At 50.4% G+C, this 16,167-nt stretch carries 11 protein-coding genes; 10 read left to right on the forward strand and 1 reads right to left on the reverse strand.

The annotated features are described in order from the left end of the window. The first annotated feature begins 276 nt into the window (after positions 1 to 276). Entirely contained in the window at positions 277 to 2,388 is a 2,112-nt protein-coding gene (locus tag ACFIQF_RS16285) for a hypothetical protein (protein ID WP_393944458.1), read from the forward strand. A gap of 90 nt (positions 2,389 to 2,478) precedes the next feature. Here the strand turns inward: ACFIQF_RS16285 and dinG are convergent, their stop codons facing one another. Next, positions 2,479 to 4,662, reverse strand: a complete 2,184-nt coding sequence (dinG, locus tag ACFIQF_RS16290; protein ID WP_393944459.1) for an ATP-dependent DNA helicase DinG — start codon at positions 4,660 to 4,662, stop codon at positions 2,479 to 2,481. Between the two features lie 308 nt (positions 4,663 to 4,970). Here dinG and ACFIQF_RS16295 point away from each other — a divergent pair, with 308 nt between their 5' ends. The 9 genes from ACFIQF_RS16295 (at position 4,971) to ACFIQF_RS16335 (ending at position 16,134) form a co-directional block, all read left to right on the forward strand. Further along, a complete protein-coding gene (locus ACFIQF_RS16295; RefSeq protein WP_393944461.1) occupies positions 4,971 to 5,324 on the forward strand; it encodes a DUF2304 domain-containing protein in 354 nt (117 codons plus the stop codon). After that, on the forward strand, positions 5,311 to 6,819 hold the full coding sequence (locus ACFIQF_RS16300; protein ID WP_393944463.1) for a mannose-1-phosphate guanylyltransferase/mannose-6-phosphate isomerase: 1,509 nt from the start codon (positions 5,311 to 5,313) through the stop codon (positions 6,817 to 6,819). The genes ACFIQF_RS16295 and ACFIQF_RS16300 overlap by 14 nt, the downstream gene beginning before the upstream one ends. A gap of 70 nt (positions 6,820 to 6,889) precedes the next feature. Then, positions 6,890 to 7,897 carry a UDP-glucose 4-epimerase GalE gene (gene galE / locus ACFIQF_RS16305; protein WP_393944465.1) on the forward strand — a complete coding sequence of 336 codons (1,008 nt, stop codon included), beginning with the start codon at positions 6,890 to 6,892 and terminating at the stop codon, positions 7,895 to 7,897. After that, positions 7,894 to 8,721 carry an ABC transporter permease gene (locus ACFIQF_RS16310; protein WP_393944466.1) on the forward strand — a complete coding sequence of 276 codons (828 nt, stop codon included), beginning with the start codon at positions 7,894 to 7,896 and terminating at the stop codon, positions 8,719 to 8,721. The genes galE and ACFIQF_RS16310 overlap by 4 nt, the downstream gene beginning before the upstream one ends. Continuing rightward, positions 8,711 to 10,036, forward strand: coding sequence for an ABC transporter ATP-binding protein (locus tag ACFIQF_RS16315; RefSeq protein ID WP_393944468.1), 1,326 nt, complete (start codon positions 8,711 to 8,713; stop codon positions 10,034 to 10,036). The genes ACFIQF_RS16310 and ACFIQF_RS16315 overlap by 11 nt, the downstream gene beginning before the upstream one ends. Then, complete coding sequence (locus ACFIQF_RS16320) at positions 10,033 to 12,141, forward strand: glycosyltransferase (protein ID WP_393944470.1); 2,109 nt, start codon at positions 10,033 to 10,035, stop codon at positions 12,139 to 12,141. The genes ACFIQF_RS16315 and ACFIQF_RS16320 overlap by 4 nt, the downstream gene beginning before the upstream one ends. Before the next feature lie 8 nt (positions 12,142 to 12,149). Then, positions 12,150 to 13,898: a hypothetical protein gene (locus ACFIQF_RS16325; RefSeq protein WP_393944471.1), complete on the forward strand. Its 1,749-nt coding sequence runs from the start codon at positions 12,150 to 12,152 to the stop codon at positions 13,896 to 13,898. Positions 13,899 to 13,958: 60 nt separating this feature from the next. Further along, on the forward strand, positions 13,959 to 14,690 hold the full coding sequence (locus ACFIQF_RS16330) for a glycosyltransferase (RefSeq protein WP_393944473.1): 732 nt from the start codon (positions 13,959 to 13,961) through the stop codon (positions 14,688 to 14,690). Beyond that, positions 14,683 to 16,134 carry a glycosyltransferase family 4 protein gene (locus ACFIQF_RS16335; RefSeq protein WP_393944475.1) on the forward strand — a complete coding sequence of 484 codons (1,452 nt, stop codon included), beginning with the start codon at positions 14,683 to 14,685 and terminating at the stop codon, positions 16,132 to 16,134. The genes ACFIQF_RS16330 and ACFIQF_RS16335 overlap by 8 nt, the downstream gene beginning before the upstream one ends. Positions 16,135 to 16,167 lie beyond the last annotated feature (33 nt).

A 16,167-nucleotide genomic window follows, 5' to 3' on the forward strand; every position in this document is an offset into this window, starting at 1 on the left:
CTTGTTACACCTTGGACATGGTGAGCGCTCGCGCACGTAAAGTCATCTACGCAACCATAATTACCAATAGATACAAGCAAGGTGATGCTTTTCTTCGACCGCTCTCTCAGCGGTGCGAAGCTCCCCCGGGCCCATAAACAGCGACAACGGCTGCCAGTTCTGCACTGGCAGCTGCCATAACAACCGTCTCCCGCCACATCGCCGCTTGTCCGGCCGCAGCCCTGTTCTGCGGCGTGTTCCACCCGTCCGGCCCAGCCGGGCGCAAGCACGATTGTGATGAAAAACCCTTTACGCCATTCCCTGCTGGGCCTCAGCGCCCTGACGTCTATATTGAGTGTGAGCGCTGGCGTCAGCGCGCAAACCGTGTTTGTCGACAGCTTTGGCGACAGCATAAGCCGCGTCAGCTCGCCCTACGTGCCCCAGGTCTACGTGCCGGCCAGCGACATGGCCGACAGCGGCGCCAACTTCAGCCACGGCAACAAGTTCTACCTGTTTGGTGATGTCGCCACGCCCGAGAGCAACAAAGACTGGCGCAACGCCCGCAACATCGACAACGGCTACTACGCCGTGGCCAACCCGGCCCACTTTGTCGACGGAGCGCCCGATGCCAAACAAGGCTGGTACATGTTCAAAAACCTGGCCATCGGCGACTACTCCGGCACTGACGCGGGCGCCACACCCGGCAGCCACGGCGCCGTCATGGCACTGAACGCCGGCCGCGTGAAAAACGAGTTCTACCGCCGCCCAGTACAACTGGACGCAGGCGCCAGCTACCGCCTGAGCGCTGCCTTTTACGTGACCAACCCCACGGTCAGCGTACGCTTTGAGGCACAGGAAACCAGCCAAGGCACGGTGCTCGGCCACAGCGACCCGATCAGCAAATATGCGCGCTCCACAAAATGGGAAGTGAGCAGCTGGAGCTTTACCGTGCCCGCCAACTGCGGCAGCGACGGCAACTACAGCGTATCGCTGCGCAACCTGAGCCAGGCCGACAGCGGCAACGATGTGTATGTGGACGATGTGAAGCTGGAAAAAATCGCCAGCGCCGGTGATGCGGTGGATTGCTCGCCTGAACCGGCCGTCACCATCAGCCCCAACAACGACAGCTACCGCTTTGGCGCCGAAGGCGGCAGCCAAGGCAGCGTGGTGGACAACGACGACAGCAATGGCCAAAAAGCCGTCATCGGCAGCAATGCCACACTGACCGCCTTGGCGCTGAACAAGACGCCGGCCAGCGGCTCCATCGTGATGAATGCAGACGGCTCGGTGACCGTGGCCCCCAGCACCACGCCCGGCATCTACGAATACCGCTACGAGCTGTGCAGCTTGCCCGCAACCACGCCCTTCGCCACCTGCAAAGAAGCAGTGGCCACCATCGTGGTGGACGAGCCCGCAGCCGTGCATGACCCCGATCCTGTTCCAGAACCCGACCCCACGCCCGACCCCGCGCCCGAAGAAAAACCGGACCCAACGCCTGAACCAGAGCCCGATCCAACGCCGGTGCCCAGCATCACGATCACCGCGGATGATGACGACTACAGCAACACGCCCGTCACATCAACCACAGGCGGCAAGACCACAAGCATTGTCAGCAACGACAACGTGGACGGCGCGCCCGTGGTGCTGGAAGGCAAAAACCCCAATGCCAGCCTGACACCGGTGAGCGTGCCCACGCCGGCCAGCGGCGGCTTCAGCATCAACACCGACGGCAGCATCACCGTACAACCCGGCACGCCTGCTGGCGACTACAAGATCAGCTACCTGCTGTGCGCCGTGCCCGCCACCGAGCCAGCAACCTGCGATGACGCGACCGTCAGCCTGAAAGTGCAAGACCCGGCCGTCGAGCCCACGCCTGAGCCAGAGCCTGAGCCTGTGCCGGAACCCGAGCCAACGCCCACCCCGGTGCCCGATCCTGAACCCACACCAGAACCAACGCCTACGCCCGTGCCACCGAGCATCAGTGCCGACAACGATGGCACTTTTACCGTCACCACCGGCAGCAGCCAAACCACGCCTTCGGTGCTGGACAACGACAAGCTGGATGACAAGCCCGCCTCTTTGGGTGATGTTACGTTGAGCGTAGTGACCGGCGCCACGCCAAGCACACCGGGCGCTGCCGTGCCCACGCTGGACGTGACAACTGGCCAAGTGACCGTGCCCGCAGGCACGCCCGCAGGCGACTACAGCATCCGCTACCAAATCTGCGCCAAGGCCGACGCCACGGTCTGCGCTCAGGCCCAAGTGACGGTGAAGGTGGACGCTGCTCCCACTGTTGTGCCACCCGCACCTGGTGCCACACCTGTGCCCGCCAACAGCAGCTGGATGCTGTTGCTGTCTGCCTTGGCAGTGCTGCTGAGCGCTTTCGGTTTGCAACGCAAGGCGCGCTAAGCAGCCCGCCCCGGCTCTCGAAAAAACAAAGCCTGCAGCGCGGTGTCGCTGCAGGCTTTGTTGTATCGGTTTTTGCTCTTACGCTGAACGCTAGCCAGCATTCGCCATGCGCTTGTGCAAGCTGAACGGCGGCAAACTGGCCAACAGGCGTTGACCGTAGCCGGTGCGCACCAGGCGCTTGTCGTAGCAATAGACATGGGCTTGGTCGGCCTCGGTGCGGATGGCACGCCCTACCCATTGCGCCAAGCGAATGGCGGTGGCAGGCACCACGATTTCGCTGAACGGATCGCGGCCCGAGTTCTTCAGCCACTCGGCGCGGGCTTCGTCGACCGGGTCGTCAGGCGGCGCAAACGGCAGCTTGGTGATGAACAGCGATTCACACAGCGCGCCTGGTAAATCCAGGCCTTCGCCAAAGCTTTGCATGCCGAAGATGATGGACGGCATGCCCGCAGCAACCCGCTCGCGGTGCTGCTGCAAAAGCTGGCCTCGTGGCAAAGTGTTTTGCACCAACACGTGCTGGCGCATGGCGGTTGGCAAAGCATCCACAGCCAGACGCATTTGCTCGCGCGAGGTAAAAAGCACCAGCCCGCCCGATTGCACCTGGGCCAGATCCTCCAACAGCGCATCCACCATCTCGCTGGCAAAGAGCTGCGGCGTGCGCGGATCGGCCTGGGTTTCTGTCACTACCAGGCTGCCTTGCTCGGCATAGTTGAAAGGGCTGGCCACTTCGAGCGAGGTTACCGCCGCATCGTTGTTCAAGCCGGCTTCGCGCAAAAAATAGTCAAACTGGCCGCCGCTGGTGAGCGTGGCCGAGGTCAGCACTGCGCCGCGCACCTGGTTCCACAAATGGTGGCGCAGGGTGGAACCGGGCATCACCGGGCTGGCGTAGAACTTGATGGCGACGAACTCGCCCACCACATCGAGCGTGAACCACTTGGCCGCAGGCACGGCGCCTGCAGGCACTTCTTGCAGCAACAGCTGCGTGGTGTTGTGCACGGCTTCCAGGCGCGGCGCCAAAGTGCCGACTTGCGCGTACAAAGTGGACAGGCGCTTGGCCTCTTCCGGCTGCTCGCGCATCTGGGCCCGCAAGGCTTTGGAGATGGCCTGCAACACATCGAGAAAACCGCTGGCATGGTGCGCCGCCTGCGACAAAGGCTCGATCAGCGCAGGCGGCAGCTCGCCGCGCGGCAAGCGTACCCGCGCCGGGCCGCGGCTGCCCGACTGCAGCTGCTGGCGCATGCCTTCGCCATACTCGTCCATGATCAGACGCGCAATGTCTTGCAAATGCTGGCGCAATTGGGACGAGTGGCGCGGAATATCGGCAATTTCGGACACCTCGACCAAGGCGCCCACGCGCTGCGCGCGGCTGGCGAGCTTGTCGATCCAGGTGAGCTGGCTCAGGTTCATCTCGCAAGCGAACTGGTCAAGCGCCGTGCCAGGCAAATGGTGCGCCTCATCGAGAATCAGCAAGCAGTTGTCCAGCTCAGGCAACAGGCGCGCGCCCAGCGACGAGAGCAATAAATCGTGGTTGGCCACCAGCACCTGGGCCTGCACCAGCTCTTTGCGCCGCTCGTAATAAGTGCAACTGCCAAACAACGGGCAGTGTTTGCCGGTGCAAGAGCTGCCTTCGGCAGCGACGGGGCTCCAGACTTCGGGCTCAGGCGGCGTATCGAGCATGTCGCGGTCGCCATCCCAGCGCCGCGTGGCCAGCGCATCGGCCATGCTGGTGTAGAACTGCAAGCGCGCCGCATTCTCTTGCGGGCTGCGCTGGGCGCTGCGCGCCTGGGCCGCTTCTTCGGGGAAGAAATCGTCGTCGATCGCCTCGGTGTCTGCACCCGCTTCGCCCTGCGCTGCGCCTGCCAGCCTTTCCAGCTTGAGCTTGCAAACATAGCGCCCGCGCCCTTTGGCCAGTGCATATTTGAAAGGCTGGTCCATCTGCTGCGCCAGCGCCGGCAAATCCTTGTTCACCAATTGCTCTTGCAGCGCCACCGTGGCCGTGGAAATCAGCACCCGCGTGCCGCGCTCCAACGCCATCGCAATGGCCGGCACCGCATAAGCGAGCGACTTGCCCACGCCCGTGCCGGCTTGGATCACCGCAATTGCGCGCTGTGGCTCTTCGCCTTCTTCCAACTTGCCCAGCTGCGCGACCGCAAAAGTTGTCGCCACCTGCTCGGCCATCAGCCTTTGCCCCGGGCGCGAACGAAACCCGCCCTCGGCATTGACGATGCGATCAAAGGCGGAAACAGCGTTACGAGCCCATTCGGAAGAAGACATAGCCAGCGAGTGTGGCACGGATTGCCGCCTGCGGGAGGCACTGGGGTTTTATGCGGTGGTTTGAGCCGGCTCAGGTAAACGGAAGGATTTCTACCAATTGTTACCACAATGTATCGTTAGGCCATCGAGACATATCTCCTGCACCTCCTCCAGCCCACCCGGTAGAATCTCGGGGTTTCTTTACCCAATAATTTTATTCCGGGTAAAAATAAAGGATTGACGGCACCGCCCAAATCCGGCTCTGGATAGCAGCATCCTTGGCACCCCGTAAGCGGGCTTAGCTGCGCTACGCCAGCCGGCACACTGCTATGGCAACTTTTCAAATCACTACCGCTGCACTGGGCGTGCTCTTTGCCGCGGTTATTCTGTTCCTCATCCGCGGAGATCGGCTGTACCTGCGCTTGGGCCTGTTCTGGTTCGTGCTGGCCGTACTCGCCGTATTGCTGGGTATTTGGCCTCGCTTACTGGATGGCGTTGCAGATCAGCTCGGCATTCGCTACTCACCCACCCTGTTATTGGTCTGTGCAGTTGGCGTACTGTTTGTCAAAGCATTGCACGCAGACATGGTCAACACTCGGATTGAACGACAAGTGCGTCGTCTGAACCAGAGTTTGGCGCTGCTGAACATCAAGAGGCAGCAAGCTGACAATGACAATCTCTGACTACATCACCCCTCAGACCATCAATACGCTTATGCCAAAGCTGACACCCGTCATCCTGTGCGGTGGCAGTGGAACCCGTCTGTGGCCGTTGTCACGCGAACACTACCCAAAACAATTTCTCAGTCTTGACGGCAGTGGCATGTCCATGCTGCAAAGCACGGTCAAGCGTCTTGACGGGCTCAATCCCACCATCGAGCGCACCGATTTCATTCTGATATGCAATGCCGAACACCGCTTTCTGGCTGCTCAGCAATTAAAAGAAGTCGGGATCAACACTGCGAAGCTGGTGCTTGAGCCTGAAGGCCGCAATACTGCCCCGGCACTGACATTGGCAGCATTGGCTGCGGAGCCAGATGCCGTACTGCTGGCCATGCCAGCTGACCATGTCATGACACGGCCCGCACTACTGCACAAAGCAGTGGAGTCTGCCTGGACCCTGGCGCATGAAGGCGCCATGGTCACCTTTGGCATCGTCGCCAATCGACCCGAAACCGGCTATGGCTACATACAAAAGGGCCAGGAAGAAGCATCTGGCGCCTTCAGCATTGCCAGCTTTGCCGAAAAGCCGTCGCTGGCGATTGCCGAGCAATATGTCAGCAGTGGTCAGTACTTGTGGAACAGTGGCCTGTTCATGGTGCGCGCCGACCAGTGGCTCAAGGCCATGGCCGCCCTGCAGCCCGCCATGCTTGACGTCTGCAAACAAGCCATGGCCCAAAGCGGTAAAGACATGGACTTCACCCGCCCGAACGCCGAATTGTTTGCAGCCTGCCCGGCAGACTCCATCGACTACGCCGTAATGGAAAAATTGCCTGTGCGCCCAGAGCTAGGCGTACCAGCGCGCGTGGTCCCGCTGGATGCCGGCTGGTCCGACCTCGGCGCCTGGGACGCACTATGGGATGTACTGCCCCGAGACCCTCAAGGTAATTCCAGCAATGGCGAAACACTGGCTATCGATACCCGCGACAGCTTGCTGTTCTCAGAAAATCGTCTGATTGCTGCAGTCGGGCTGGATAACGTAGTGGTGGTCGAAACAGCCGACGCAGTGCTGGTGGCGGACAAACGCCGCACACAGGACGTGAAAAGAATCGTGGCCGAGTTGAAGACACAAAGCCGCAGCATAGCTTCGGCTCATCGCAAAGTACACCGTCCTTGGGGCTGGTACGACAGTATCGACAGCGGCAGCCGCTTTCAAGTCAAACGCATTGTCGTCAACCCAGGCGCTCAACTGAGCCTGCAAATGCATCACCACCGCGCCGAACATTGGGTGGTCGTCAAAGGAACCGCACAGGTCACGAGTGGCGAGCGGGTTTTTCGCCTTCAAGAAAACGAATCGACCTACATTCCTATCGGCCAAATTCATCGGCTAGCAAATCCCGGCGATACACAGCTCGAGATCATTGAGGTACAAACCGGCCTTTATCTAGGCGAAGACGACATTGTGCGACTGGAAGACAAATATGGCCGCACCCCACTCCAAACAAATAGAAAAACATAATCACCTTTTACAGCCTTCGCTGCATCACATAAAAAGGTCAGACAGGCAATTATTTGCAGATTAATTCCATATGAAAATACTCGTTACTGGTGGCGCCGGATATATCGGATCACATACCTGTGTTGAGCTACTGCAGGCAGGGCATGATGTTGTTATTGCCGACAACTTCAGCAATAGCAAAACCGAAGCAACTCGTCGAATTGAAATTATCACCAACAAAAAAATTCCTGTAGTCAACTTGGACATTCGCAATCAAAGTGATGTTGAAGCGGCATTGCGAAACCATAAATGTCAAGCCGTTATTCACTTTGCAGGCCTCAAAGCAGTGGGTGAATCTGTCAAGAACCCCTTGGAGTATTACGACAACAACGTCAATGGCACGATCAGCTTGCTAATCGCCATGAAAAAATGCCAGGTTGACACCTTGGTATTTAGTTCATCTGCCACCGTCTATGGTGAGCCCAAATACCTCCCCCTTACTGAAAATCATCCATTATCCGCATCCAACCCTTATGGCCGCAGCAAGCTGATTATTGAAGACATATTAAGAGACTTTTATCAATCTAGCCCGACATCAAAAATAGCAATTTTGCGATACTTCAACCCGGTTGGAGCACACGCGAGTGGATTAATTGGCGAAGACCCTCAAGGCATTCCCAACAATTTGATGCCCTTTGTCGCGCAGGTTGCAGTTGGCGAGCGTGAGTATTTAAATGTTTGGGGTAACGATTACCCCACTCCTGATGGCACCGGCGTCCGGGACTATATCCACGTGACTGATTTGGCGATCGGTCACGTGAAAGCTCTCAACTATCTCAAGCAACCACAGTGCGTTGAAATCAACCTTGGAACCGGCATTGGATATAGTGTTCTCGAGGTTATTAAAGCATTTGAAACTGCAAGCGGAAAAAAAATTGCTTACAAACTTTCTGAACGACGCAAAGGTGATGTCGCATCCTGTTATGCGGAAACCAGGCTCGCGCAGCGGTTATTAGACTGGACAGCCCAGCGCAACCTCACTGATATGTGCAATGACCATTGGTATTGGCAAAAAATGAATCCTAAGGGGTATCTGTGAACCCACACGCAAATCCTTCCACGTCCCCATTACATTTAGTAAAAAACCTGTACAAAAACAGAAGACTTATTATTGATTTAGTCAAACGTGAAATCATTGGTCGCTACAAGGGATCGGCCATGGGATTGCTGTGGTCATTCTTCAATCCTTTATTGATGTTGGCCGTTTATTCCTTTGTGTTCGGCTTTGTCTTTAAGTCTCGCTGGCAAGGTGGTACCGGCTCAAATACTGAATTTGCTCTTGTACTTTTTGCTGGACTGTTGATTTTTAATTTTTTCTCTGAAATATTAAACAGAGCACCCAGCCTCATCCTGAACAATGCCAATTATGTAAAAAAAGTTATCTTCCCCCTGGATATCCTCCCTGTAGTTGCCTTGGGATCTGCTTTTTTCCACATGCTGATTAGCTTGCTGGTATGGCTGATATTTTATTTCATATTTTTTGGCGCGCCTTCCCCTAATATATTATATTTACCACTGGTCATCATTCCGCTGCTGTTTTTAACGCTCGGTCTCGCTTGGTTTTTTTCATCCCTAGGGGTTTACTTGAGAGATGTTGGCCAATTCATGGGCATCGCCACAACAGTTTTGATGTTTCTGTCGCCGATCTTCTATCCGATTACCTCCCTGCCCGAGAAGTATCAACAAGCCATGTATTTCAGTCCTTTGACTTACGTTGTCGAAGAAGCACGCAATGTCATGCTTTGGAACAAAGGCATTAACTGGGCAGATTGGCTCATGTGGACATGCATTTCAATCGTTGTGGCACTGATGGGATTTATCTGGTTCCAAAAAACAAGAAAAGGTTTTGCCGATGTCCTGTGAACTCGCCATCTCAGTTCAAAATCTGGGAAAATGCTATCTGAGTTATGAGAAGCCTCACCAGCGGCTTCTACAGATGCTTTTCCAAAGATTCGGAAAAACCTATCACCGCGAATTTTGGGCTCTTAAAGATATAAACATCAGCATCCCCAAAGGCAAGGTCTATGGTATTTTAGGTAAAAATGGTGCAGGCAAGTCCACTTTGCTTCAAATTATTTGCGGCACCCTGACACCAACGCACGGGAATGTGGTCATTCATGGACGTATTGCAGCCCTATTAGAGCTCGGTTCAGGCTTCAATCCAGAATTCACTGGCATTGAAAATATATATCTCAATGGGCAAATCCTTGGACTGACCCGAACTGAGGTAGATGCCAAGTTGCAATCGATATTGGACTTTGCAGACATTGGAGACTTTGTTAATCAGCCAGTCAAAACATACTCCAGTGGCATGTTTACACGCTTGGCATTTTCAGTCGCAGTTAATGTTGAGCCTGATATTCTCATAGTCGATGAGGCATTGAGTGTAGGAGATGCCTGGTTTCAACACAAAAGCATGGCCAGAATGCGCCAACTCATGGAAAGTGGATGCACTGTTTTATTTGTCAGCCACTCCATTGATGCCGTCCGTGCTTTGTGCGACGAGGCCATTTGGCTGGAAGGCGGTACTATAAAAATGCAGGGAAATGTCACTGATGTCACCAACTCATATATGAATGATGTCTTCATAGAAAACAATCGCATCACTCTCAAAAACACAGACAATTCATCGCATTCTCAGCAACCTATAGAAAAGGAAAGCACTTCTGAATTGCTACAAGAAAGCAATAGCAATGCACCCGCAGACCACATCGTCCCAGATCCACAGCAAAATATCGGGAAAATTCTTTCTCTTCATACTAAAAAACTGAAAAATTCAAGTGATGAAGAGGTTGAGTTTCTACAGCAAGGGGAGCGCTTTAAACTGGAATTTAAAATCGATATCCACCAGTCAATTGAAAATATTTCAGTCGGGGTTATATTAAAGGACCAATTCGGACAAGACTTGACTGGGGAGAGCTATTTCAATACCCATCGCCACAGTCTGAACTTTACGGCCGGGCAGCAACCGACTTTTTCTTTTGAATCAAGCATGATGCTGAGAGGAGGGCAGTCCTACTCTGTTGCGTTGCGTGTTAACAAGGTCAGCAAATGGGACCGAAGTGACAACGTCGTCATATACGCCGATGAGCTTGCAATGGTATTCGATGTGCTGACGAACAATGACAACCCCATGTGGTTCAAATTTCAAATGCCGTTCAAGGTGGAGTGCCAATGAAAAAAATAGATGTCAGCATTGTCCTTAACATGCACAGAGAGGCTTTATATCTGCAGCCTACGTTGCATTCATTGGAGGCTTGTGCACATGAAGCGAGAAAACAAGGCATCACTGTCGAACTAGTTGCAGTTTTTGATCGAGCAGACACTCCTACTATTGAAGTTTTCAACTCCAATAATTTCGAGAACTTTGAAAACATCCAAGTGACACAAGTAGATGTGGGATCACTTGGCCTTGCACGTAACGCAGGGATTGCACTCGCGCAAGGTGAATATGTCTGGACATCTGATGCGGATGACCTGGTGTCCAGCAACTCAATCACATCGCTGATCAAAACTGCTAGAGAATACGCCGACGAATCTATCGCCATTTTTCTGGAGTACCTGATCGCCTTTGGCAATCAGTTTCACGTTGTTCGATACTTTGATAGCAATTGGCTGACTGCTGCCGATTTCGCTTATCAACACCCTTATGCATCAAGGATATTTGCAAAAAAATCCATCTTTGATGCCCATCCATACAAAGATCTTAAAGTCACAACGGGTTTTGCTTATGAAGACTGGGATTTCAACTGCCGTTTGATCGCTGCCGGTGTAAATTTCAAAATTGCAAAAGACACTATTATTTTCTACAGACAACGCAGCAACAGTTTGCTGCAGCAAGCCAATGCACAGTCAGCGAAAATAATCCCTCATTCACCCTTATTCTCACCACAGACTTTAAGAAATAACCTAAAAAAAGCCAAACAAACGAGAGGCGATTGGAAGACATTTCTAAAAGAGAGAAAAGAACTCCACTCCATAAATTTTGCTGCAGAGATTTTTAAAGATCGAACACTAATTCAGTATATCCTGGACGCCAACCATTTAGATCCGGAAGTGCAGCCTAACCTTATTGAAACTGCGCATAGTTACAACCCAATCCCCTGGAACCAACAGCACTGGGGAATGAGTCTGGAACGATTTTTTGATTTGGTTGGATTTGATTATTTTTCCGACATCATTCTTCTACCATGGCTGAAGCCAGGTGGTGCCGAAAAATATATTCTTCATATACTTGAGCAGTTAAGCAGGCAGGGCTTAGCAAAGCGCATCTTAGTCATCAGTGGTCAAAGTGCAGATCGACACCAATGGGTATCTAAACTACCACCAGGATCGGTTTTTATTGACTTGTACAGTACCTTTCCGTACCACAATGAAGAAGAGCGGCGCATGCTGGCCACTCGCGCAATACTAGCGCTATCGGATAAAAAAAGCCGCCTGCACCTGAAGGCCAGTGAGTTCGCAGACACCATGATGGATCGATTTGGTACTGCATTTTCCACTAGCATGGAAATTATTTATTACCGCTTCAGCAATGGAAGATATTCATGGCATGGAGAAAATATAACAGGCCCATGGACTATAAATTTTCTCCGAAATAATATAAATAAAATTGATACGATCATTAGTGACTGCGAATACATGGTATTCAAAGACAGCCACTTATTTCCCAGCGAAGCAAAGAAATATTCAACAATTTATACGTACTGCAGCCTTCCCACAGTTGCAAACAGGTGCAAAAGCCCGCATTATAAATTAATATGGGCATCTCGTATTGCTCCTGAAAAACGCCCCGAATTGTTACCATTGATCATTTCAAATGTTCGAGAAAAAATACCAAATTTACAGATAGATATCAGGGGCAGTTTTGAAGAAGGTTATTCAAAAACAACTTTCTCAGAAGCAGGCCTTTTCTACCAAGGAATTTTTAATAGCTTCTCAGAAATTGATACTGTAAATTACGATGCATTCATCTATACCACTGCTTATGATGGTCTACCCAATGTCATTTTGGAAGCAATGAGTGCAGGGTTGCCGATAATTGCACCCGATGTCGGAGGTATTTCTGAAGCGGTGATTGATGGTGAAACAGGCTATTTGATTCCTAATCATGCAAATGATACAGCACTGATACAAGCCTATACACAAGCGATCATTGATTTGTATGAAAATTGGAATGCCTCTCAGGCCATAGGAATCAATGCACGATCATTGATAGAAAACCGCCATAGTGCGCAAGCGTTCGCGCAACGCATCGACCAAACTTTTGGCCCAAAGGACTAGATATATTCATGCCAGATCTATACTTCTACGCCACCCCCAACTGCTTAGATACTCTTACAAATTCCCAAAATAAAACCCTCCTCATCGGCAGTGATTTTGGCTATGGAAATTTTGGTGACATATTGCAGCACACCAGTACAGTACTGCATTCGAAAACCAAGAATGAAGGCTGTGCGACCATCTCTGTCATGGCAGCTAATGCAATTGAACGCATTGGCTACCCGGAGTGGCTGCAACAAGGATACGGCGTAGATGCCATTCTTTTTGTATCAGAGCAGCCGCTCGCATTGGATGCGGCATCCCCTGCCCTTGTACAAGTACGGGAGATTCACAATGTCGCCGCACTGCATCTTTATGGCGGTGGTTTTCTCAATCATATGTGGGGCGACTACATTTTAAATGTAGTGAGCTATTTTTTGCGCTTGGCACCGGAGATTGAGTACTTCGTCTCAGGACAGCAAATTACTGCACCGTACCACCATCGTGTGCTTGAGCATATCAAAGAGTTTCAGCCGAAAGCGTTTGCCGTTAGAGACGACCTATCTCAAACCTGGCTGAATGATATCGGCTATAGCTCGGACTTTTCATTTGATGATGCAACAGAAGCATTGCTCTCTTTTACCAACTCCGTGCAGCTAGAAAAGGGCTCAGGAGTTCTGGTACATCTCAATTCGTCGAACTACACAGCTGACAAGCCCCCCGAGCAAGACATATGCAATGATTTATTCCTTTTGCGCAGAAGCATAGGTTTTCAAAAATTGACACTGTGTCAAGCATATCGTGATCCCCGCCACGAAGTTTTAGACACTACTGAAACTATCAAAAAATTAGGATCACTTTTACCTTTCCATGACGCCAGACTGTTAGATCTAGTGGGTTTGATTTTTTCGAATCAACGTAGCACATCCGTTCAGCCGATTCAAGCGGGCATTGGCTACTCATGCTCCTATCACGTGGCACTCTGGCTGCAATTGGCAGGTATCCCGTGCTGGCTACGAAGTGAAAATTCGTTTTACAGCCAAAAATCGAGAGCACTTCAAGTCACGCAAACATTCGATGAGTTTATATCCGAACCAAAATTGGCAGATCACCGCCTGAACTTGGAAAGGCGATCTGCTTGGCTGGAGCAATTGGGCTGCCTTTTCCAGCAAATTCCACGCCAAAAAAATATCCTCAAGTTCGTATATTCTGATGATACTTCACCCATTCCATTTATCTTCAAAGGAAGATCTCAACAACAGTTCCAGGCACCTGAGCCAAGCGGCATACAAGAGCTAAAATCCAGCATTAACTCACTAAGCAATAATGTTTCCTTGATTGAAAAACAGGTGACCCAGAAATTGCTAGTTGCAGAATCATATTTCACTGAGCAACTCCATTCTGCGCAAGAAATTGCAAAAAAAGAAAATCAAGAGAATCTAGAGAAACAGCATTTGCTGCGGAATGAAAATCAAGTTTTAAACGACAGACCTTACTCGACTTTGCAACAGTTAACTGATATCGGCCAAGATGCTCACAAGCTGCAGTTCCGCAATCACGAGTTGGAAATGTTGCTTAAAAACGCAATGAATGAAAATGCGATATTGAACTCACGCATCGAAACCATGTCAATACAAATAACCGATATTGGCCAAGAAGTTCACAAAAGTCAAATTCAAAGCGAGCAATCAATAAATTTAGTGACCGCCATGCAGAAAAGCTGGTCATGGAGAATTACCAGGCCGCTCCGAACTGTTCTAGATTTAATAAAAAAATAGTGTCTTCTCCATCTCAACAGAAAAGGTACGATCTATTACTCGTACCTCATTTTTTTAACAATGAAATTTGATGCTAGTGCTATTGTTACCTTCCATAAAGAAGGTATCTTAGGCCATCAGACACTTCTTGCTGTCGAGCGCTGCAGAAAGCATGCGGAAGGGCGAGGTCTTGCTGTTGAACTTGTCATTACCCTAGACAATGCCGATTCAGAGACGTTGCGGGTAGTACATAATCATCCCGTCATCCGGGAATACGATCAAATATACCAAGTCGCATTCAAAGATCTCTCATCCTGTCGCAATTTTGCAGTCAGCAAGAGCCATGGCGACTACATTGGCACATTCGATGGAGATGATTATTGGAGTAAAAATTGGATTTCACACAGTATAGAGATGATTAAAGCCGAGGGAGAGCATAATATCATCCACCCTGAAATAATATTTGCTTTTGGTGAAATCAATAACTACTGGTGGCAAATTGATCAACTGGGTGAATACTACAGGCCTGCGACGCAACTGACAACCAACTACTGGAATGCCTGTGCGTTTGCAGCAAAATTTGTATTTGAAAAGTGTCCCTACCAAGTTTCACGGGTTGGCGAGGCAGGCTTTGGCTATGAAGACTGGCATTGGAACTGCGAAACCATAGCTGAAGGCTACATTCATCGCACGGCGAAAGAGACGATACGCTATGAGCGGCGCAAGGGAAATGGGTCTCTAAATATTGCCCATCGACATGCAGGCGCCATCATAAAGCCCAGTAAATTTTTTGATAAAATTTGCAATGCGTAAATTTTTAACGAAATTATTTTTTTCAATAGATCGTTTTCTGAAAAAATTACTGCCTTCTTCGGCATTGCATATTTTTCACTCTTTTGTGGCTAGATTTGCTAGACGCATCTACCCCAATACATCGATCAATGCGAACTTATTGGATGCACTTTCAGAATCAACATTAGGCAAACTTTCTCCACCACCGTTACCCACTTGGGTTTATCAAGACTTAGAGGAACTGAAAGAACTGGATGCAACTCTGCACCCAAAAGGACAAGTGGTATCGTCCGCATCGTTTTTAGAACATCCCTGGACATATGATTTGCCTGGAACGATTTATTTTGACCTGATCAACAGCCTTCCCGATAATATTGATTTCATATTAATTGTTCCTTGGCTAAAAACCGGCGGTGCGGATCTGGGTGCCATTCACTTTGCAAATGCACTCGCAGATAAATTTTCCAAAAAGGTACTGCTCATTAGCACAGAGGATTCACCTTCACCATGGAAAACGAGACTTTCATCAAACGTATGCTTTATTGAATTAGGCAGTCGACTGAGCGGTCTATACTTCGAACATAAAATAGACATATTAGTCAGATTGCTCTTGCAAATCAAGCCGAAAACCATGCATGTCATGAATTCCCGGTTAGGCTGGGAATGCATTAAGCGCAATGGAATCGCCATTAAACAATATACGAAAATTTTTTCAAGTTTATATTGTGATGATATCAGTCCGATCGGTCAAAAAATCGGGTTTGCGCAAAATTATTTAATGGATTGTGCATCGCTATTGAGCGGCGTCATCAGCGATAATAAAACATTGCCTAGAAATTGGGTTGAGGGATTTGGAGTCTCCCCAGACATCTTTCATACTGTATATTTCCCGGCCCCCGAGGGAAGTTCCAACCTTCAAAATCAACCCTCGAAACGAATTTTATGGGCAGGTCGTATGGACCGACAAAAACGGCCTGATATTCTGGCAGAGGTTGCGATGCTTTTGCCAGATTTTCAATTTGATGTTTATGGCACTTCAGTGCTCAACGACAGCAGCAAGCGACCTGGTACATTCCCCTCCAATGTCAATCTGAAGGGCCGCTTTGATTCCTTTACCAGTTTGACTCAGAAAGAAGACTATTTTGCCTACTTGTACACATCTCAGTGGGACGGACTACCCAATGTGTTATTAGAAGCAGCAACTGCAGGAATACCTATTGTAGCCTCCAATGTCGGAGCTGTTTCTGAATTTTTAGAACAAGAGCAGTTGGTTACCCCTTTTGACAAGGCTGAAAATTACGCAAAGCTTTTGAACTACTTGCATGCACACCCAGAAGTTCGTTCAGCGTGGAGTAAGCGCCAGTTAGACAAGATTTCCAGCAATCATTCATATGATAGTTTCATAAGCGCTATTGAGAATATTCCAAACTATCTCCAATCAGCAGACATTTCACAAATAAACTGAATTAATTGCATTGGATTTTGGATGCATCGACAC

Source organism: Comamonas trifloxystrobinivorans, from assembly GCF_043359985.1.
Classification (GTDB): Bacteria; Pseudomonadota; Gammaproteobacteria; order Burkholderiales; family Burkholderiaceae_C; genus Comamonas; species Comamonas trifloxystrobinivorans.